This is a genomic window from Enterobacter sp. RCC_40, from assembly GCF_041360735.1.
Classification (GTDB): domain Bacteria; phylum Pseudomonadota; class Gammaproteobacteria; order Enterobacterales; family Enterobacteriaceae; genus Enterobacter; species Enterobacter ludwigii.
The window spans coordinates 838,409-858,186 of the sequence record NZ_JBFUPR010000001.1; the positions used below are offsets into that span (position 1 = coordinate 838,409).

Here is a 19,778-nt window from a genome sequence, read left to right on the forward strand (position 1 = left end):
GAACGTCGTGTTTTTTCCCGGTTTTCTTATAAAAAACGCGTCTGGCAAAAAAGGATATTTATTGTATAAAAATTCACGTAACCGAATATAACGGCACTCTTTTACTGTAGATAATTATGGCAATTTTGGGCGGGAAGACGCTGAAAATAGTACGAAAAAATAATGATTTTGCGGCGGGGGTTCAAAAGAAAAATTGTCGGCGCTTCCCGAAGGGAAACGGCCGACAGTTTAAGCGGTTATCAGGCGACCGGGCGCGCGATAACGCTGCGGGTTTCCATGCGAACTTCAGCGATGTTTACGTCAATCACGTCTGTGACTTTGTAAACTGTTTCGCCTTTGATTTGCACAGTACCATTTTCCTGGCTGCAGACCAGTTCGTCACGGACGGCATGCAGGAACGGGGCAGGGATAAAGGCGACGGCACCGTTATCCACCAGGCGAACGCGCATACCGCCCCGGCTGATATCAATGATTTCTGCGGCAAAGCGAGTATCTGTACCCGCTTTATCCTGCAGGTAGCGTGCGTACAGCCAGTCTCCCACGTCACGTTCCGCCATACGGTTCAGGCGACGTCGTTCGGCCATCTGCAGGGTGGTGTCATTTTGCGGACGCGCAATGGACTCACCCTTAATGATCGCCTTCAGCAGACGGTGGTTGACCATGTCGCCATACTTACGAATAGGTGACGTCCAGGTCGCGTAGGCTTCCAGGCCGAGGCCAAAGTGTGGACCCGGCTCGGTGCTGATTTCAGCAAAGGACTGGAAGCGACGGATACGGCTGTCGAGGAAACCGGATGGCTGTGCATCCAGCTCGCGGCGCAGCTTACAGAAGCCCTGCAGCGTCAGCACTTCTTCAGGGTCAACGTGCACATCGTGGTTCTTCAGCAGGGCCGCCAGCGCTTCGGTATTGGCCGGATCAAAACCGGTGTGGACGTTGTAAATACCAAAGCCCAGCTTGTCACGCAGGACGCGAGCGGCACAAATGTTGGCAGAAATCATCGCTTCTTCAACAATGCGGTTCGCAATGCGACGCGGTTCGGCCACGATATTCAACACCTCGCCTTTCTCACCCAGCACAAAGCGATAGTCCGGACGATCCTTAAAGACCAGCGCATGGGTTTTACGCCACTCGCCGCGGTTCAGACAAATGCGGTGCAGCAGGCGGATCTGTGCGGCAATCGCGTCTGATTCCGGTTTCCAGGTGCCGGTATTCTCAAGCCAGTCGGAAACATTGTCGTAGGCCAGCTTGGCTTTCGATTCGATGGTTGCGGCAAAAAATTCAATATCGTCTTCGATCGCGCCATCGGCGGCGATGGTCATGCGGCAGGCAAGGACCGGACGCACTTCATTTGGACGCAGTGAGCAGAGGTCATCTGACAGTTCGCGCGGCAACATGGGGATGTTGAAGCCCGGCAGGTAGTTAGTGAACGATCGGACTTTTGCCATATCGTCCAGCTTACTGCCTTCAACGATCCAGGCGGTGGGATCGGCAATGGCGACGGTCAAATGCAATTTGCCATCAGCGCTCTCTTCCGCATACAGCGCATCATCCATATCTTCTGTGCTGGCGCTGTCGATAGTGACAAACTCCAGGGCAGTGAGGTCGCGACGCGTCAGGCCTTCGTCCTGCATTTCAGTCGCTACGCCGTCTGGCGCTTCTTTCTCAAGATTATGGCGTGCAAGCGTCACCCACCATGGCACGAAATGGTCGTCGCCAAAGGTGATGAACTGGGTCAGTTCAGCATAAAAGCCACGATCGCCTTTCAGAGGATGACGGCGCATTTCTGCTACGGCCCAGTCACCTTCTTTGAAATCATGCTCAACACCACGGGCGGCGCGGCAAGGAATGGCATCTTTCAGCAGGGGATGATCCGGCACGATAGAAAGACGATCGTCTTTTCGCTGGACCTTGCCCACGAAGCGGGTCAGGAACGGTTCGATCAGTTCTTCCGGCTCGGCGGACTCACGTTCCTTTTCGGTATGAATGACGGCCGTAATGCGGTCGCCATGCATCACTTTCTTCATTTGCGGTGGCGGAATGAAGTAGCTTTTCTGCGCATCAACTTCAAGGAAGCCAAAGCCCTTTTCCGTGGCTTTTACGACCCCTTCTGCACGCGGCGTCTGGGAATGCAGTTGCTGTTTAAGCTGCGCTAGCAGCGGGTTGTCCTGAAACATAATGTTCTATTTTCGTAGCCATTGAGCGGCTGACAGTTTTACGCGATTCTCACTGTCACAGCAAGCGGTCTTTGGGTAATTAGTATGGTTATTCCCCTTTGCCAAACGCGACTTTCAGGCGTTCAAGCCAGCCATCCATCGCGCTCCGGGTGAGCAGTTTTATCGCCCGTACCGCAGGCAGTCCTTGTTCAGTGAGCGGGGTGAACTGTGCGGCACTGAAGCGGTCCGGAGAACGCGTCAACAAGTCGATTGCCGCCGAAAGCGCCGGCGAATCAAGAGAAATATCATCATGGCTGTTTACCAGGATCTCACCCGTCAGGTCGAGTAGGATGGGCTCATGGCTGAGTACCGGCGTCAGCGCTTCAAGGGCGGGTTCGGCCTGCCAGCGGAAAAGCGATTCAAGCTGATGCGTGCTGGCATAACGCAGTTCAACGACAGGTAAAAGCGCCACCCAGGACTCAGGAGCGGCTGGCAGCGTGTGCGGCTGAATATGATGGCCGGGCAGCCAGCGTACAGGATGCCCCAGCAGGGCCTGAAAGACGGCCACCACGCGTGCCTGAAAACCGATAAAGCCGATAATCTGATTAATAAGCACCATGTCGTAGGTTGTCAGGCCCACCTCATCAAGCTGCTGCTGTGCTTTATCATCGATGACATCAGGTGAGCTGGCGAGCTGACGGGCGTACTGGGTGATTTGTGCCAGGCGGCGGTTACTTTCGCGTGAGGAGTCAGGGCCGGGAAGCGGGGCGAGGAGGGCGGCATAGTGGTTACACAACCGTTGGACGCCACAGGCCTGCGCGACCGTTAATGCAGTACTCAATCTGTCGTAGGCGCTGAGCGTATGCAGCCGGTTAACGGAGATTGAGAGCGGAAACAACAGGTGGCATAAGGTTCTGGCAGGGGTGAGCCAGCCAGTACAGGCGGCGACAATCTCGTCAGGCAGGGCTAAATCGAGCAAAAAACGATCGTCGACGTTAGCGGCTTCGGGCACCAGAGGCAGAACATCCGTCTGCGCGTGGTTTGACTGGGTTTCGTGGTACCAGTGGCCTTTGCCGGAAAAACGGCGTTGTTCCATGGGCGTTCCTTGATCTCAAAATGGCGATCAATATCCTGGCGTAAGGCAGATGTGGGGAAAAATATTGTTAGGTGATAACAAATAGCTGAACGGAATAACGAAGGGGTCGGGCGGAGGAAGGAAAACTCTCTTCCCGTGAGGGAAGAGAGTCACAGCTTATTTAATTTCCAGCTCGTTCATTGCAGCGATGTTGAAGCCGCCGTCAACGTGAACCACTTCGCCGGAGATACCCGCGGAAAGGTCAGAGCACAGGAACGCTGCAGAGTTACCCACATCTTCAATGGTAACGGTACGACGAATCGGCGTAACCGCTTCGCAGTGCGCCAGCATTTTACGGAAATCTTTGATACCGGAAGCTGCCAGGGTACGGATTGGACCCGCGGAGATAGCGTTCACACGCACACCTTCTGGACCCATCGCGTTTGCCATGTAGCGGACGTTTGCTTCCAGAGACGCTTTAGCCAGACCCATAACGTTGTAGTTAGGGATAGCACGTTCTGCGCCCAGATAGGACAGGGTCAGCAGAGCTGCGCCTGGGTTCAGCATCGCACGGCAAGATTTAGCCATTGCCACGAAGCTGTAGGAGCTGATGTCGTGAGCGATTTTGAAGCCATCACGGGTTACCGCGTTCACGTAGTCGCCGTCCAGCTGATCGCCAGGAGCGAAGCCGATGGAGTGAACGAAACCGTCGAATTTCGGCCATGCTTTTGCCAGTTCAGCAAACATGCCATCGATGCTTTCGTCTTGTGCAACGTCGCATTCCAGAACAAGGCTGGAACCCAGCTGCGCGGCAAACTCTTCTACACGGCCTTTCAGCTTGTCGTTCTGGTAGGTGAACGCCAGCTCAGCGCCTTCGCGATGCATAGCCTGTGCGATGCCGTATGCGATGGACAGTTTGCTGGCAACGCCAGTTACCAGAATGCGCTTACCGGAAAGAAAACCCATAGATTTAATCCTTATATTCATTGCTTATTTTTTGCCTTGTAAATCATAGCATTACAGGCAACATTTCAAAGTCATTCGAAATTAGCTCGAAATTATATCCCACTCAGTGCCCCTTGTGTCACGCTATTTCTCGCTCAAAGCCCGTGACGTATGTCATGGAAGGGGGTGAGCGAACGCGTTATCACGCTGTTTCACAGGCATCCGTCCATTATATCACTGCACGACCGGTTCGCCTCATCCAACCAGAGGCGGGCGTTTTTGCGCAAAATGATCCGTTCAGTGGATTTTACGTATTACAATCCAGTTAGAGTCAAAACATGAAAGAAATCATTAACAAACACGTTATAGACTGGGTTGAAGATAATATTTTATCTCTGGAGCATATCGATCGGCTGGTTGTAAAAACGGGTTACAGCAGAAGGACGCTCGAAATCTGGTTTAAACACCAATTCCACCAGTCGCTGGGTGAGTATATGCTCAGGAGACGAATGAGCTATGCCGCGTCTTTATTAAGAATGACGTCGCTGCCGGTCACCGAAATCGCTCACATTTTTCAGTATCATAGTGGACAGGGGTTTGCCCGCGCGTTTAAGAAATTGATCGGGAAAACACCGTCTCAATATCGAAGCGATGAAATATGGGACTTCCAGCGTTACCATCCTTCACTGTTATTAGAAGGGCTCCGTAAACCTGACGTGAAGATTTGTCGGCTGGCGCGGACGTTTTCCTATAACGATACCCTGACGGAATATGATCATATTTTTAATCCTGCGATACAGGATGTGACCAAAAGGCTGAAAAAGCTTTTGCTTGATCATCGTGGGAAGGTAAAAGAAATCGCCATCGGGGGACGGCGTCCAGAAGGCCTGGATAAAAGCCGGGAAAACATGGCTGAAGTCATAATTGATTATCTGTCACCGGATAATACGTCGCACCAAAAACAGGAATATCATTTTTCCGGTAAATATGCCGTTATGCGGTATGACGGTACCTGGAGCGCCTACGGTAAGCTCAGCAAAAAGAACTATTTGTGGGTAATGTCTTATCATCAATTCAGGCTGCGTAATGAAACCCATTTAATGACGTTCCATTCCTGCTCCGAAGATAAGGTCGTATTTGATATTTATATACCCATAGTCTGAGTCTGGCACCGTCTCGTAATTAAAACGAATCAGTCAGTACGGGCTCTCATCTGTGAGCCCTGACGCTATATATTCCTCGCAAAACAGATGTTTTACAAATGAAGTTGTGAACGATGAAAGAAGAATTGTATCGATTCGATGATGATGATATCGACTCAATTGCCTATTCCGTCGCATTTAGCGAATGGCTCGGTATCGATAATCTGCAGGATTGTGCCCTGACAAGAATTTCGGAGGAGGATAGGGGGAAATATGAGCGAAAGTTAGAGGAGTTTCGCCATTTCTTTCAATATGCTTCAGGGGAGGAGTATTTTTCACATTTTCTTTTACAGAATAAAACGCATCACTGAGTTTAACATATACGGATATATGGAATGCATGCATGAGGATTGCACAGTTATTAGTTAAGACGCTAATTGTCGGAACGGTTTCTTTTCCTTACGCGACGGTGTCGGCCATGACACCAGCGGAACATAGTCAGTATGACGCTCTGATTATCGAGGCGAGAAAAGGCAATACGGAACCAGCCTTGTCCTGGTTTTCAGGCCACCATCGGCTTGATGAGTCTCAGGTCGCCGACTGGATGCAAATCGCCCTGTGAGCCGGTAAAGATAATGAGGTTATCAACGTCTATTCACAATACAAACATCATACGTTACCGGCGAGGGCCTATTCAGCGCTGGCGATAGCCTATCGCAACAAGCAGGTAAGAGTGATCTCACTGGTGAGTAAAGCGCAGTAGGGAATATCCCGGTTCGGTACGACATCGACCGGGATAATCCACTTCAACAGACTGAGGTCGGTTAACTGAAGCATCTGAAAAGAGGGTGGCAAGCCTGACCGGTTTGCCCATCGATGTTAAGCAGAGAATGGTGTAAATCGCTCTGCCGTTTCACGTCTTTTATTTATGCGGTATTAATGAACATGAATAACATTACGTTGGCTGAGAAAATGATCGTGCTGTCCGGTGCGCTGCTGTTTGCACTGATGATCGCGGTGAACTCCTTTTTTGTTAATGATAATCCAGGTTTCAGGGTACCCATGACAACCTATTTGATCGTCATGATTGCGCTATTTTTTCTGGATACCATTATCTCTATTTTTATCCAGATGCAGTATGCGTCTGACCGATCTCATTTATCCCTGTTAATCCTGAGCATGGCGTTTCTGAGCGGTCTCATCTATTTCATAGAAACGATTATCGTCATTCAGCTTCCTGAAGACGCAGGGTTAACCCATACGCTAAAAACTAACGATACGGCGGTATTTTATTTTTTCCGCCAGTTAAGTTTGATTTTTTTGCTGGGGCTTGCTGTATGGGTGGAGAAACACACGGCACGGCGACGGTTCACATTACGGAATAAGGTCTGGCTGGCGCTAATATCGTTAATCCCCCTGGTTATGTTCCCGGTGCTGGCCCATGCTTTGAGCAGCTACAATCCAACCTGGACATTAACGATAGCCGCGTATCGCCCCGATCAGTATCATCCTGTCTGGGATGTCCGCTACGTTAACGCTCTGATAGTTCTCTGGTCGGCCCTGGCCTGCTACATGACTTACGTGACACGCTTTTCATCTGGCGTCTGGAACAGCATCATCGTGGTGTGCCTTTCTGCGATCACCTATAACTTTTTCCTGCTCTTACTCGATACGTATAACCTGTCGCTCTGGTATATCAGCCGGGCGGTAGAAGTGTTCAGTAAACTATTTGTTATCTGTACCTTACTGTTACATGTCTTCAGCTTGCTGAGATTTTTTGGCGATCGGGTTAACCGCGATCCCCTTACGCAGATCTTCAACCGCAAGTATTTTTTTGAGGCACTTCAGCGGCTCCGCATGCTCAGAACAGAAAAGGGCACCAGCATTATGATGCTGGATATCGATAACTTTAAGACCATTAATGACACCTGGGGACATCCTGTGGGGGACCGCGTCATTCTGGCGGTCGTGGATATTATTAAAGACAGTATTCGTGATAATGACGTCTTTGCCAGACTGGGAGGTGAAGAGTTTGGCCTGCTGTTGCCCGACACGGACAGGAGTATGGCCGTAGCCGTCGCAGAACGTATTCGCAAGAATGTTGAGCAACGCACCGGGCAGGGTAACCTGTACGCGGTGCCCCTGACGGTAACGTTAAGTATTGGCGTGTGCTCAGCCATTCAGGAAAACGTCAACAGTAGCGATATCATTCGTGATGTGGATGAAGCACTGTATGAGGCCAAGCACGGTGGTAAAAACAGAACCGTGTGCAGACAGGCCGCAGGGTCGGTCTGAACCGGCGTTGCGCGCCTCCCGCGGTGTGATTTACGCGCAAGAAAAAACGGGGTTATAACACAGGGATGTAAATATCAAAGTTAACGCACTCATCGCTGCAGGCGTTAAAACGCATTAAATGAATGCCATCGCGCAACGTCAGGCGGTTCGTCACCATTGCCTTAACAAACGCAATTTTGTTATAGGCGCTATAACATTCCCAGCTGCCTTCAAAGGACATTTTTGCATATTTTCCGGTAAGTAAAAGTGTGTCTTTCTTTGTTGTTTTAGTGCTGTCTAAACAATATGAAATTAAGACTTCTACCAGATAGGAACGGCTTTTACCCAGACGTTCTGGTCGGCGCGGCACTATGGCAAGCTGTTGGATCCGATCGCGATTCTCAAGCAGGAGTTTTTTGATTTTTTTAGTGACATCGTGCACCGCTGTATCAAAAAGATGATCGTGCTCTATAATCTCATGGGTATACGGAAAAATCTCATTGAGTTCACAGAGTGTTATTTCAGGTGTTTTAAGATCGTCTAATAAAAATGAGGGCTGAAGGATATCAAAATCCCACTCTTTTGCATTTCTGTATTCAGAAGGGGTGAGTCCCGTCATCTTTTTAAAGGCTCTTGAAAACCCCTGGCTGCTTTGGTAGTGAAATAAATAAGCAATGTCCGTAACGGGAAGCGACGTCATTCTGAGCATGATGGCCGCAAGGCTCAGCCTTCTCCTTAGGATGTACTCACCTAAAGAGAAGTGATATTTCTCTTTAAACCATGTTTCGATGGTTCTTCTGCTATACCCGGTATCTTTAACCAGTTGATCAATATGTAAAATAGAAAAGTTATTTTCCTCTACCCAGGTGAGAATATATTTACTAATACTTTCTTTCATTCGATATCTACAGCGTGTGGCGTCATGACCTAATTAATAAATTGCCGGTGGGGCTTATGCCGAATACTCGCTTTATTGCGGTGGAATTCTGGCAATGACCTTAATTTCAAAATCAAAGCCCGCAAGCCAGTTTACCCCCACGGCCGTCCAGTTCGGATAAGGGGGGCGGGGGAACGCTAATTTTTTGGCTTCCATGATGGTTGAAAACTGATTTTCAGGATCGGTATGAAACGTCGTCACGTCGATCACATCATCAAACGTACATCCCGCGGCAGAAAGCGTAGCCTGGAGATTATCAAAAGCCAGTTGTACCTGAGCGCCGAAATCCGTTTCAGGTGTGCCGTCGCTGCGGCTTCCAACCTGGCCTGAGACAAATAACAGATCGCCAGAGCGAATGGCAGCAGAATAGCCATGTTCTTCATAGAGGGCATGACGATTAGCGGGAAATACAGGTTCACGTGGGTGCATGGCATTTCCTTTTCGATTGGGGGTATTGTTGAGATCACGAGGTCGTATTAACATACGCGGCGTATGTCAAAATCTAAACCACATACGCCACGTATGTCAAACGGAAAAACACAACGTAACCAAGGACGTCTTATGGCTGCAAAAAGCCGTGCCGAAACGGCCCAGGAAAATCGCGAAAAAATGATTCAGGCAGGGCGCAAAGCTTTTGCCGAGAAAGGCTATGCCGCAGCCTCCATGGATGAGTTGACCGCAAGCGTGGGGTTAACACGTGGAGCGCTATACCATAATTTCACTGACAAGAAAGGCTTGCTGGCTGCGGTGGTCGCCCAGATAGACAGCGAAATGGCACGAAAGGCGAAGGCAATTGCCGCCAGCGCCGAGAATGACTGGGAGCGACTGCTGGCCGAAGGCGTCGCTTACATCAAAATGGCGCTCGATCCGGAAGTGCAGCGTATTGTACTGCGTGATGGTCCGGCTGTTCTGGGGGACCCGGCCCACTGGCCCAGCCAGAATAGCTGCCTGGAATCTACCCGTCAGACCATAGAAAAAATGATTGAACGCAAGGTCCTGAAAGACATGGATGCAAACGTCGCTGCGCAGCTGTTAAATGGCGCTGCGCTCAATGCTGCACTGTTGATAGCCGCCAGTGAGGATCCGCAGAAGACGTTGCCACATGCGATTGAGGTGTTTGTCCTGCTTGCAAGCGGGTTACGCCATCAGTGAAAGGAAAGGGTTAACGCGCGCGAGCTGCTATTTAACCCTTAAAGGAATGGGTGTGCCGGGGGCATTTTTGTCGGATAAGGGGCGTTAAAACGCCGCGAGGATTTCGCGTGTGGTGAGCGTTGTTAATCCGCCCCTTGCACCAACGCGCTAGCGATCTTTTCTCCACGCATCCGCGGTTAAAGCTTCACCGAAATGGCCGGCAATCAATCGCTTAGTCAGTTCATGAAGCGGAGAGGCCATAACATCCGCGGTACTGCCACGTTCAACAACCTCACCCTGATGCATGACCATCACCTGGTCGCTGATGTGTTTCATCATCCCCAGATGTTGGGTCACGTAGATATACGAGATACCCTGTTTTTCCTGTAATTCGAGCATCAGGTTAATTAACTGCGACCGCATCGACATATCCAGCGAGGCGAGCGCTTCGTCGGCGATGATCACTTTCGGGCGCAATATCAGCGCACGCGCGAGCCCAAGACGCTGTTTCTGTCCGGGGGCGAGCATGTGCGGGTAATAGCTCTCGTGATCGGGCAGCAGCCCAACCATCCGCAGTGTTTCAAAAACGCGTTTGCGTCGCGCTTCTGGCTCGAGATCGGTATTCAGACGCAGCGGAAAATCGAGGATTTGCGAAATACGCTGACGCGGGTTGAGCGATGTCGACGGATCCTGGAAGATCATGCGGATACGTTGGCTGCGGAAAGAGTAATCGCCGAATTCCAGCGGATGGTCATCTATCAGCACTTCGCCGCCGGAGGGTTCAACCATGCCTGCCAGCATCTTCGCCAGCGTGGATTTACCGGAACCGTTCTCACCGATGATCGCCAGCGTCTGTTTTTCGCGCAGGGTAAAGCTGAGCGGCTTCACGGCTTCAACGGTCTGACGATGGAACAGCCCGGTACGGTAGCGAAAGGTCTTACTCAGGTTACGGACTTCCAGTAAGGTTTCGACCATTTCACTCTCTCTCCATGTTCAGCGGGAAATGACAGGCATATAGATGATTTTTGGCCCCTGTCAGGCGTGGCGTCTCAATACATTTACGCTGCGCATACGGGCATCGCGGCCCCAGACGACAGCCAATCGGCAAGGACTCCAGCAGCGGGATAGCCCCGGGCAGGGTGTTCAGGCGACTCTTGTGTGGCATGGCGCTGCCAAAATCTGGAATGGCGCGGATCAGCGCCTGCGTATACGGATGATGCGGCGCGGTGATGAGGTCTTCACTCGGGGCGGTTTCGACCGTCTGCCCGCAGTACATCACATCAATCTTATCAGCCCATTTGCTGAGCATTTGCAGGTCGTGACTGATTAACAAAATGGTGGTGTTGTTGTTCTGGTTCAGACGCGTCAGCAGGCGGAAAATCTGCGCCTGCGTGGTCGGTTCCATCGCGTTGGTCGGTTCATCCGCAATCAGCAGACGCGGCTGATTGGCCAGCGCGATGGCAATCATCACTTTCTGACACTCACCATCGGTCAGTTCGTACGGAAAACTGCGCATGGCATCTTTATGATCTTTGATCCCGACGCGGTGCAACAGCTCAATAGCACGACGCTTACGCCAGCCAAACCGCTGCCACCAGCGGCCTTTATAGGTCCACCCGGGAATGTTCTGCATCAGCTGTTTGCCCACGCGCTCGGACGGGTCAAGACAGGATTGCGGCTCCTGGAAAATCATCGATACGTTATGGCCGACAAGCTTGCGACGCTCGCGAGGAGAGAGGCGTTGCAGGTCGATATCATCAAAACGCATACGGTCAGCGGTGACGCGCCAGTTATCCTTCGCCACACCACAGATGGCTTTGGCGATCAGGCTTTTCCCTGAACCGGATTCACCCACCAGCCCGCGAATTTCACCCTCAGCAAGGGTGATACTGATGCGATCGACGGCTTTCACCCAGCCTTCACCGGTTTTGAACTCGATGGTCAGGTTGCGAATATCAAGAAGCGGCATTATTGCACCCCCGCATTAATTGCACGGCGAATACCATCGCCCAGCAGGTTGACAAGCAGCACACTCACCATAATGGCTGCGCCCGGTAACATGACTGTCCACGGCGCAACGTAGATAAGCTCGAGCGCGTCACCGAGCATCGCGCCCCATTCAGGCGACGGCAGCTGCGCGCCGAGATCGAGAAAACCGAGCGCCGCGATGTCCAGAATCGCCATCGACAGGGCGCGGGTGATCTCCGTGACCAGCCCGGCAGCGATGTTCGGCAGTACGGCAAACCAAAGGATGTTTAAGGTTGTTGCACCGTCCAGGCGAGCTGCGACGACATACTCTTTTTCCAGTTCGTCATGCACCATGCTGTATACCGAACGCACGATGCGAGGGAGGATCGCCAGCCAGACCGCGAACATGGCATGCGACAGGTGTGGCCCGACAAACGCCACCACAATAATGGCCAGCAGCAGGGACGGAATAGAGAGCAGGGTGTCGAGAATGTGGTTCAGTGCCGCCGAGCGCAGGCCATGCGTCGACCCGGCAAAGATGCCGAGCGCCAGACCGCAGATGGTGGCAGCAAACGTCACCACAAATGCACCGCCGACCGTCGGCGCCGCGCCGCTCAACAGGCGGCTCAATACGTCACGCCCGAGGTCGTCCGTACCGAGGAAGAAAGAGACTTCACCGTAGCGCGACCAGGATGGGGGCAGCAGCTGATAGCCAAGGAACTGCTGATCAATACCATAGGGCGCAAACCAGGAGCCAAAAACGCAGAGCAACACCAGCCCGGCGAAGCCATAAAGGCCAATCATTGCCGTGGTGTCACCATAGAATTTACGCCACACGGTACGCAGCGCACCGGGCGTGCGCTTTTCACTGTATACGTTATCGTAGGGCATACCATTCCTTATGCTTCAACGGGTTGGCCATAGCACCCAAAATATCGGAAATCACGTTAACAATAATCACCAGAGAGCCAATCACCATGACGCCCGCCGAAATGGCGGCGTAGTCCTGCTGGCGGATAGCGTTGATCAACCATCGACCCAGCCCCGGCCAGCTGAAGACCATTTCGGTAATCATCGCCAGGGTGAGCATGGTGGAAAACTGGAGCCCCAGTCGCGGGATAACAGGCGGCAGGGCGTTATGCAGCACATTACGGCGCAAGATAGTCAGGCGCGATAAGCCGCGCGTGGCGGCCGCTTTGACATAGTTCTGATCGAACACCTCGATGGTACTCAGGCGCATCAGGCGGATCACTTCGGTTGTCGGTGCCACCGCCAGCGTCAGTACCGGCAAGACCATATGGCGTACGGCGCTAACGATCATCTCATGTCGCCAGGTTGAATCAGACAGCCAGGCGTCAACGATAGCAAACCCGGTCACCGTTTTTACCGTATACAACAGGTCAAAACGGCCAGAAACCGGTAGCCAGCCCAGGTTGAGGGAGAAGAAAAGCGTCAGCAGCAGCGCCAGCCAGAAGATCGGGATCGAGAAGCCGAGCAGGGCGAGGGCGCTGATAAATTTATCCTGCCATTTGTTGCGATAAATCCCTGCCAGCATCCCTACCGGAATACCAACCATTAAGGCAAAACCGAATGCCAGAATGCACAGCTCCATTGTCGCCGGGAAAACCTCTTTCAGCTGCTCGGAGATGAGCTGTCCGTTGATGCTTGAAACACCGAAATCCCAGTGCAGCAGACCGTTAAACCAGAAGAGCCACGCATCCCACAGCGACGACCCCTGAAGCGGGGCGTGCGGGGTGAAATAGCTCAGACTGAAACCAACAAAGGTCAGGAAAAAGAGCGTCACCAACAGCAGCAGAAGGCGGCGCAAGGTAAAAATGATCATGGTTTTTTCACCTCTTGTTCTTTTTCGCGAGACACGCCAGCGAAGGAGGCGTTGCCGAACGGACTCAACACCAGGCCTTTAATATCATAGCGATAGGCCTGCAGGCGCAGGGACGAGGCCAGCGGCAGCACGGGCAGCTCTTCGGCAAGGATCTTCTGCGCTTCATCATAGGCGTCTATGCGTGACGCCAGCTGTTGGGACGCCAGCGCTTTTTGCAGCACGCCGTCAAATTCCCGGTTGCACCAGTGGGCGTAGTTGGTCTGGGAGTTAATCGCCGCACAGCTCAGCAACGGACGGAAGAAGCTGTCCGGGTCATTACTGTCGGTCGCCCAGCCTGTCAGGGTTAAATCATGGTTCATGTCCATCAGGCGCGCCTCCTGGAAACGACCCTCAACCGGCACGATGATCACTTTCACCCCCACCTGCGCCATATCTGCCTGCAACAGCTCGGCGGTCTTCAGCGGGCTTGGGTTCCAGGCCTGAGAGCTGGTCGGTACCCAGAGTTGCAGCGTCAGGTTTTCCGCCCCCAGCGCTTTCAGCTGTTCACGCGCTTTTGCCGGGTTGTATTCCGTAATTTTAGCTTCACTGTCATAGGCCCACGAGGCTCGCGGCAAAATAGAGGCGGCGGTTTCTGCCGTACCGTAATAGATCGACTGCATCAGACGCTGGTTGTTGATGGCCAGCGCCAGCGCGTGGCGTACGGCAGGGTTGTTCAGCGGCGGCTTATCGGTATTAAACGCCAGATAGGCGATGTTCATGCCGGGGCGTAACGTCAGGCGCAAACGCGGATCGTCGCGCAAAATGGTGAGCTGGCTGGCAGCAGGCCACGCCAGCACGTCGCACTCCCCGGTCAGCAGTTTTGATAAACGCCCCGTCCCGCCAGAGCCAAGATCGACCACTACCTGTGGCATCAGCGGCGTGCCGCGCCAGAAATGCGCATGGCGCTGCAGGCGGATATATTGTCCGGAGCGATATTCGGCCAGCTGGAACGGACCGGTACCGACTGGCTGACGATCGATTAACTCCTGACGATCGATTTTGCTCAGGTTCGCGGCGTACTCAGCAGACATAACGGACGCATAGTGGGTGGCCAGGTGCCAGAGGAAAGAGGCATCCGGGCGCTTCAGCGAAAATTCCACCGTGCGGTTATCCAGCTTGCGAACGCTTTTAACGGTATCGGCAAACTGCAGGCTGTCGAAGTAGGGGAAGTTACTGCCGTTAACGTTATGCCACGGGTGATTACGGTTAAAGATACGCTGGAACGTAAAGACCACATCATCTGCGTTCAGTTTGCGCGTTGGGGTAAACCAAGGCGTGTGCTGAAATGCGACATCATCGCGTAGGTGGAAACGGTAGGTCGCGCCGTTATCCAGGACTTCCCAGCTTTCGGCAAGCTCTGGCACCAGACGGTAGGTGTAGGGATCCACATCAAGCAGACGGTCATAGAGTTGCGCGGCAAGGGTATCCACAATCAGGCCGCTGCCCGCTTTTTGCGGGTTAAATGTATCAACCTGACCGCTTACGCAATAGACGAAGCCGCTGTCGCGAATATCAGGTTGCGTAGCGGGTTCGGGCGCAGCAAACGCCAGGCTGCTGAACAGACCAAGTGCAAAGAAGGACGATAAAACCAGACGCATAATTTTTAAGGTTTTTAGGTTCGATCTGCAAAGTGTATCGCACTTACGCCTGCTTCGTAAAAATGTCTGCGGGTAAGTGCTGATATTGTCAGCGCATTTGATGCTTTTTGAGCAATGCCCTTAATTGATGGTAGGTCAGACCCAGGAGTTCAGCCGCCCGTTTCTGGTTATATTTCGCCACCTTCAGGCTCTGCTCAAGCAGCTGTTGTTCCTGTTCATGCTGGAACTGCCGCAAATCCAGGGGAAGTGCAGGGGAAGCCCCGGACACGGGCGGGGCGGAAGCTGGCTGCGGGCTACGCTGAAAAGGATCGAGAATAATGTTATCCAGCTCGGTCTCACTGCTGCCGTGGCGATAGACAGAACGCTCCACGACGTTTTTTAACTCACGGATATTTCCCGGCCAGTGGTAAGCGAGGAGTGTCTCCTTTGCATACTCGCTGAACCCCGGAAAAAGCGGCAGGCCGAGCTCGCGACACATCTGAATCGCAAACTGCTCTGCCAGCAGCATGATGTCGCTTCTTCGCTCGCGCAGCGGCGGGAGCTGAACGACGTCAAAGGCCAGCCGGTCGAGCAGGTCGGCACGGAATTTATCCTCTGCCACCATTTGCGGGAGGTTGGCATTGGTCGCGCACACCAGACGCACGTTGACCTGCAACGGCTGGCTACCGCCGACACGCTCCAGCTCGCCATATTCAATCACGCGCAGCAGCTTTTCCTGTACCAGCATGGGCGCGGTGGCCAGTTCATCAAGAAACAGCGTGCCGCCGTCGGCGCGTTCAAAACGACCCGGATGGCGTTTTTGGGCACCGGTAAAAGCACCGGCTTCATGACCGAAAAGCTCCGTGTCGAGCAGATTTTCATTCAACGCCGCGCAGTTAAGCGAAATGAAGGGGCCATCCCAGCGTCCGGATAAATAATGCAGACGGTTAGCAATCAGTTCCTTACCCGTGCCGCGCTCACCGATAATAAGCACTGGCTTGTTGAGCGGCGCGAGACGGGAGACCTGTTCGAGGACTTCCAGAAAACTGTTGGCTTCGCCGAGTAAATTGTCTTTGTATCCAGCCATGATGAAATTAACCACTCCTTAGTGATATTCACCAGGTGAGCATAGTGTGCCGATGCCTGGAAATCAACCACATCAAGTAAAATCAACAAGATAAAAACTTGGCACAGTATTTGTATTAGCTATGTAGCAGGGCATCGCCCGATAACAGAACTATGAGGATCACATTATGGGTATTTTTTCTCGTTTCGCCGACATCGTGAACGCCAATATCAACTCACTGCTTGAGAAAGCGGAAGATCCGCAGAAGCTGGTGCGCCTGATGATTCAGGAAATGGAAGATACGCTGGTTGAAGTGCGTTCTACCTCCGCCCGTGCGCTGGCTGAGAAAAAACAGTTAACGCGCCGCATTGAGCAGGCGACCGCTCAGCTTAACGAATGGCAGGAAAAAGCAGAACTTGCGTTGCGTAAAGATAAAGAAGACCTGGCCCGCGCCGCGCTGATTGAAAAACAGAAGCTGGCAGACATGGTCGCGACGCTCGAGCATGAAGTCACACTGGTCGATGATACGCTTTCGCGTATGAAGAAAGAGATTGGTGAGCTTGAGAATAAACTGAACGAAACGCGTGCGCGTCAGCAGGCGCTGGCATTGCGCCACCAGGCGGCAAGCTCATCCCGCGATGTACGTCGCCAGCTGGATAGCGGTAAGCTGGATGAAGCAATGGCACGTTTTGAGTCGTTTGAACGCCGTATCGACCATATGGAAGCGGAAGCGGAAAGTCACAGCATTGGTAAACAAAAGTCACTGGATCAGCAGTTCGCTGACCTGAAAGCGGACGATGAAATCAGCGAGCAACTTGCTGCGCTGAAAGCCAAAATGAAGCAAGACAACCAATAATAATTTGTGCGGCACCTGAGTGTGCCGCCACGCATCGTAAGACAAGGAGTACACATGAGCGCGCTTTTTCTGGCTATTCCCCTGACCATTTTCGTGCTGTTTGTTCTGCCGCTTTGGTTATGGCTGCACTACAGCAACCGTTCTTCACGTGGTGAACTTTCCCAGAGTGAACAACAGCGTCTCGTACAGCTGACCGAACAGGCGAATAAAATGCGCGAACGCATTCAGGCGCTGGAAGATATCCTCGATGCAGAACATCCAAACTGGAGGGACCGTTAATGGCCGGACTGAATCTGAACAAAAAATTGTGGCGCATTCCGCAGCAGGGAATGGTACGCGGCGTCTGTGCGGGACTGGCCCATTATCTTGATGTCCCGGTAAAACTGGTTCGCGTGGTAACGGTGCTGTCGATCTTCTTCGGTCTGGCGTTTATCACCCTGGTGGCGTACATCGTGCTGTCGTTTGTACTCGACCCGATGCCGGAAGGTGAACTGGCCGCAGAAGGCGCACCGACCAGCAACGATCTTCTCAACGCGGTTGACGATCAACTCGCCGCTGGGGAGAAGCGGTTACGTGAGATGGAGCGCTATGTCACGTCTGACACCTTCACGCTGAGAAGCCGTTTTCGTCAGCTTTAAGAGAGAATATACATGAAGCAAAACTGGCAACAGGCCGGTCAGAAGGTAAAACCCGGCCTGAAAATCGCAGGTAAACTGGTCCTGCTGACGGCATTACGTTTCGGCCCGGCAGGTGTGGCGGGTTGGGCGATAAAATCTGTTGCCCGCAAGCCGGTAAGAATGTTGCTGGCTGTGGCGCTCGAACCTCTGCTGCAAAAAGTGGCAAAACGGCTTTCACGCCGCTACTTTCCCCAATAATTCCTGCGTACGTTAGCCTTTCTCGTTTTCGGGGCAGGCTAGCGATACTTCTTCGCTTTCCCTTTCTTTCTTTGCGGCAGCTCACAATACTGCGTTGAGCTGCTTTGCAATCGCCTTTTTCTGCGTCCCGGTCCGTTGACAGATATTTTTCATGGGAGTAGATTGCGTTCCATGGGACCGCTACCATGGAAAATAAAATGCAGGCTAAAATTAAAGAAATCATTAATCTTGTTTACGGGGAATCATTTTCCGATACCCATTTTTCGGTGTTGCTGGAAAAGATTGATAACGCGATTTCTGTTATTACAGATAAGCGTAAGGTGGGGTGGGATGAAAAAGATGTTGTCCTGATTACGTATGCCGATCAGTTTTCGGCAGAAGGGGAGAAAGCCTTGCCGGTTTTCACACGGTTTTATAATAAGTGGCTCTCTCACTCCTTTTCACATGTTCATCTTTTACCTTTTTATCCGTGGTCTTCTGACGACGGTTTTTCTGTTATTGATTACCACGACGTCGCACCAGAAACAGGAACGTGGCAGGACATCGCCGAATTAAAACAATCAGCCAGTTTGATGTTTGATTTCGTCTGCAATCACATGTCGGCGCAAAGTCAATGGTTCGCGAATTACCTTAAGCAAATGCCGGGGTATAACGATTTCTTCATTTCTGTTGACCCTGAAACGGATCTGTCGGCCGTCACGCGACCGCGTGCTTTGCCCCTCCTCACGCCGTTTACGCTTCACGATGGCAGCGTACGCCACCTGTGGACCACCTTCAGCAGCGACCAGGTCGATCTCAATTTTGCCTCTCCTCAGGTTCTGATTGCGATGGTAGACGTGCTGCTGCACTACCTGACTGAAGGGGCGCGCTACATTCGTCTGGATGCCGTTGGGTTTATGTGGAAGATACCCGGAACGAGCTGTATCCATCTGGAACAAACCCATCAGCTTATCCAGCTTTTCCGTGCCATTACCGAGGCTGTCGCGCCGGGTACGGTGATAATCACTGAGACCAATGTCCCGCATAAAGACAACGTTGCCTACTTTGGTGACGGCAACAATGAAGCGCAGATGGTGTATCAGTTCTCCTTGCCGCCGCTTGTGCTGCATGCGGTACACCGTCAGGATGTCCGGGCGCTGTGTCAGTGGGCGTCGTCGTTGACGCTTCCTTCCACGAAAACCACCTGGTTTAACTTTTTGGCCTCGCATGACGGGATTGGCCTCAATCCGTTACGCGGAATTTTACCCGAGTCTGAGATCCTCTCGCTGGTTGAGAAACTTCAGGCCGAGGGAGCGCTGGTCAACTGGAAAAACAATCCGGATGGAACGCGAAGCCCGTATGAAATCAATGTCACTTATCTTGATGCGTTAAGCACAAGGGACTGCGATGACAATCACCGTATTGCCCGGTTTATTCTGGCTCATGCTGTACTCCTGAGTTTCCCCGGCGTGCCTGCCGTCTATATTCAAAGTATTCTTGGCTCGCGTAATGATTATGAGGGCGTGGAGCGCCTGGGATATAACCGTGCGATTAACCGCAAAAAATACCTCGCCGGTGCAATCGACAGTGAGCTTGAGAACGAAAATAGCCTGCGGCAGAAAGTCTATTATAGATTGCGTGAATTAATCGCCCTGAGGCGTGCAGAAAAAGCATTCCACCCTGACAGTCAGGCTTGTTTTAGTACGGCAGGCGAGCATGTATTAAAAATAATGCGTATTGCGCAAAGTGGCGAAAAAGTTACCGCGTTATTTAATTTCAGCGATCGCGTTCAAACGCTTGAGTCGAATATTCCATCCGGCAGGGAATTGATCGCCGGGAAAGATATTACTGGTACGACTCTGACCCTTAATCCATGGCAGGTGTTGTGGATTAAAGAAAACTAAAAAAGGACCTTAAA

Annotated in this window: 21 protein-coding genes; 10 read left to right on the plus strand and 11 right to left on the minus strand. The window is 52.2% G+C overall.

Going from position 1 to position 19,778, the window contains the following annotated elements; all coding sequences use genetic code 11:
* Nucleotides 1-239 precede the first annotated feature (239 nt).
* The 3 genes from AB6731_RS03950 to fabI form a co-directional block, all read right to left on the minus strand.
* Nucleotides 240-2,174, minus strand: coding sequence for an exoribonuclease II (locus tag AB6731_RS03950; RefSeq protein ID WP_020882446.1), 1,935 nt, complete (start codon nt 2,172-2,174; stop codon nt 240-242).
* A gap of 88 nt (nt 2,175-2,262) precedes the next feature.
* Nucleotides 2,263-3,249 (minus strand): CMD domain-containing protein, encoded by a 987-nt coding sequence (locus AB6731_RS03955; protein WP_371005908.1) that lies wholly within the window; start codon nt 3,247-3,249, stop codon nt 2,263-2,265.
* A 156-nt stretch (nt 3,250-3,405) separates the two neighbouring features.
* Nucleotides 3,406-4,194 carry an enoyl-ACP reductase FabI gene (gene fabI, locus AB6731_RS03960; RefSeq protein ID WP_020882447.1) on the minus strand — a complete coding sequence of 263 codons (789 nt, stop codon included), beginning with the start codon at nt 4,192-4,194 and terminating at the stop codon, nt 3,406-3,408.
* 317 nt (nt 4,195-4,511) lie between these two features.
* Here fabI and AB6731_RS03965 point away from each other — a divergent pair, with 317 nt between their 5' ends.
* The 4 genes from AB6731_RS03965 to AB6731_RS03980 all read left to right on the plus strand — a co-directional run bounded on the left by AB6731_RS03965 (nt 4,512) and on the right by AB6731_RS03980 (nt 7,610).
* Nucleotides 4,512-5,336: a helix-turn-helix transcriptional regulator gene (locus tag AB6731_RS03965; RefSeq protein WP_371005909.1), complete on the plus strand. Its 825-nt coding sequence runs from the start codon at nt 4,512-4,514 to the stop codon at nt 5,334-5,336.
* A 113-nt stretch (nt 5,337-5,449) separates the two neighbouring features.
* On the plus strand, nt 5,450-5,686 hold the full coding sequence (locus tag AB6731_RS03970; RefSeq protein WP_279257595.1) for a hypothetical protein: 237 nt from the start codon (nt 5,450-5,452) through the stop codon (nt 5,684-5,686).
* 107 nt (nt 5,687-5,793) lie between these two features.
* Nucleotides 5,794-5,937 carry a hypothetical protein gene (locus tag AB6731_RS03975; protein WP_371005910.1) on the plus strand — a complete coding sequence of 48 codons (144 nt, stop codon included), beginning with the start codon at nt 5,794-5,796 and terminating at the stop codon, nt 5,935-5,937.
* Between the two features lie 323 nt (nt 5,938-6,260).
* Entirely contained in the window at nt 6,261-7,610 is a 1,350-nt protein-coding gene (locus AB6731_RS03980; protein WP_134178752.1) for a GGDEF domain-containing protein, read from the plus strand.
* 52 nt (nt 7,611-7,662) lie between these two features.
* On the opposite strand, the gene AB6731_RS03985 is transcribed toward AB6731_RS03980, so the two are convergent.
* Entirely contained in the window at nt 7,663-8,487 is an 825-nt protein-coding gene (locus tag AB6731_RS03985) for a helix-turn-helix domain-containing protein (protein WP_371005911.1), read from the minus strand.
* A 72-nt stretch (nt 8,488-8,559) separates the two neighbouring features.
* Nucleotides 8,560-8,955, minus strand: a complete 396-nt coding sequence (locus tag AB6731_RS03990; protein ID WP_020882451.1) for a RidA family protein — start codon at nt 8,953-8,955, stop codon at nt 8,560-8,562.
* A gap of 132 nt (nt 8,956-9,087) precedes the next feature.
* Here AB6731_RS03990 and AB6731_RS03995 point away from each other — a divergent pair, with 132 nt between their 5' ends.
* Nucleotides 9,088-9,678 (plus strand): TetR/AcrR family transcriptional regulator, encoded by a 591-nt coding sequence (locus AB6731_RS03995; protein WP_020882452.1) that lies wholly within the window; start codon nt 9,088-9,090, stop codon nt 9,676-9,678.
* A 147-nt stretch (nt 9,679-9,825) separates the two neighbouring features.
* Here the strand turns inward: AB6731_RS03995 and sapF are convergent, their stop codons facing one another.
* The 6 genes from sapF to pspF form a co-directional block, all read right to left on the minus strand.
* On the minus strand, nt 9,826-10,632 hold the full coding sequence (gene sapF / locus AB6731_RS04000) for a putrescine export ABC transporter ATP-binding protein SapF (RefSeq protein ID WP_014170351.1): 807 nt from the start codon (nt 10,630-10,632) through the stop codon (nt 9,826-9,828).
* A 1-nt stretch (nt 10,633) separates the two neighbouring features.
* The gene (gene sapD, locus AB6731_RS04005) at nt 10,634-11,626 is read right to left on the minus strand and encodes a putrescine export ABC transporter ATP-binding protein SapD (protein WP_014170350.1); all 993 of its coding nucleotides are present in this window, start codon (nt 11,624-11,626) and stop codon (nt 10,634-10,636) included.
* Nucleotides 11,626-12,516: a putrescine export ABC transporter permease SapC gene (gene sapC, locus AB6731_RS04010; RefSeq protein WP_014170349.1), complete on the minus strand. Its 891-nt coding sequence runs from the start codon at nt 12,514-12,516 to the stop codon at nt 11,626-11,628. Before sapC ends, sapD begins: the two co-directional genes overlap by 1 nt.
* Complete coding sequence (sapB, locus tag AB6731_RS04015) at nt 12,503-13,468, minus strand: putrescine export ABC transporter permease SapB (protein WP_371005912.1); 966 nt, start codon at nt 13,466-13,468, stop codon at nt 12,503-12,505. The genes sapC and sapB overlap by 14 nt, the downstream gene beginning before the upstream one ends.
* Nucleotides 13,465-15,105 carry an ABC transporter substrate-binding protein SapA gene (gene sapA / locus AB6731_RS04020; protein WP_020882454.1) on the minus strand — a complete coding sequence of 547 codons (1,641 nt, stop codon included), beginning with the start codon at nt 15,103-15,105 and terminating at the stop codon, nt 13,465-13,467. The genes sapB and sapA overlap by 4 nt, the downstream gene beginning before the upstream one ends.
* 88 nt (nt 15,106-15,193) lie before the next feature.
* Nucleotides 15,194-16,171: a phage shock protein operon transcriptional activator gene (gene pspF, locus AB6731_RS04025; RefSeq protein WP_044866560.1), complete on the minus strand. Its 978-nt coding sequence runs from the start codon at nt 16,169-16,171 to the stop codon at nt 15,194-15,196.
* A 166-nt stretch (nt 16,172-16,337) separates the two neighbouring features.
* On the opposite strand from pspF, the gene pspA reads away from it, so the two are divergent.
* From pspA to AB6731_RS04050, 5 genes are all read left to right on the plus strand, one after another.
* Nucleotides 16,338-17,006, plus strand: a complete 669-nt coding sequence (gene pspA / locus AB6731_RS04030; protein ID WP_014170345.1) for a phage shock protein PspA — start codon at nt 16,338-16,340, stop codon at nt 17,004-17,006.
* 54 nt (nt 17,007-17,060) lie between these two features.
* The gene (gene pspB, locus AB6731_RS04035; protein ID WP_371005913.1) at nt 17,061-17,285 is read left to right on the plus strand and encodes an envelope stress response membrane protein PspB; all 225 of its coding nucleotides are present in this window, start codon (nt 17,061-17,063) and stop codon (nt 17,283-17,285) included.
* Complete coding sequence (pspC, locus tag AB6731_RS04040; RefSeq protein WP_014170343.1) at nt 17,285-17,644, plus strand: envelope stress response membrane protein PspC; 360 nt, start codon at nt 17,285-17,287, stop codon at nt 17,642-17,644. The genes pspB and pspC overlap by 1 nt, the downstream gene beginning before the upstream one ends.
* 12 nt (nt 17,645-17,656) lie before the next feature.
* Nucleotides 17,657-17,881 carry a phage shock protein PspD gene (gene pspD / locus AB6731_RS04045; RefSeq protein WP_014170342.1) on the plus strand — a complete coding sequence of 75 codons (225 nt, stop codon included), beginning with the start codon at nt 17,657-17,659 and terminating at the stop codon, nt 17,879-17,881.
* A 185-nt stretch (nt 17,882-18,066) separates the two neighbouring features.
* A complete protein-coding gene (locus tag AB6731_RS04050) occupies nt 18,067-19,764 on the plus strand; it encodes a sugar phosphorylase (protein WP_032680896.1) in 1,698 nt (565 codons plus the stop codon).
* Nucleotides 19,765-19,778 lie beyond the last annotated feature (14 nt).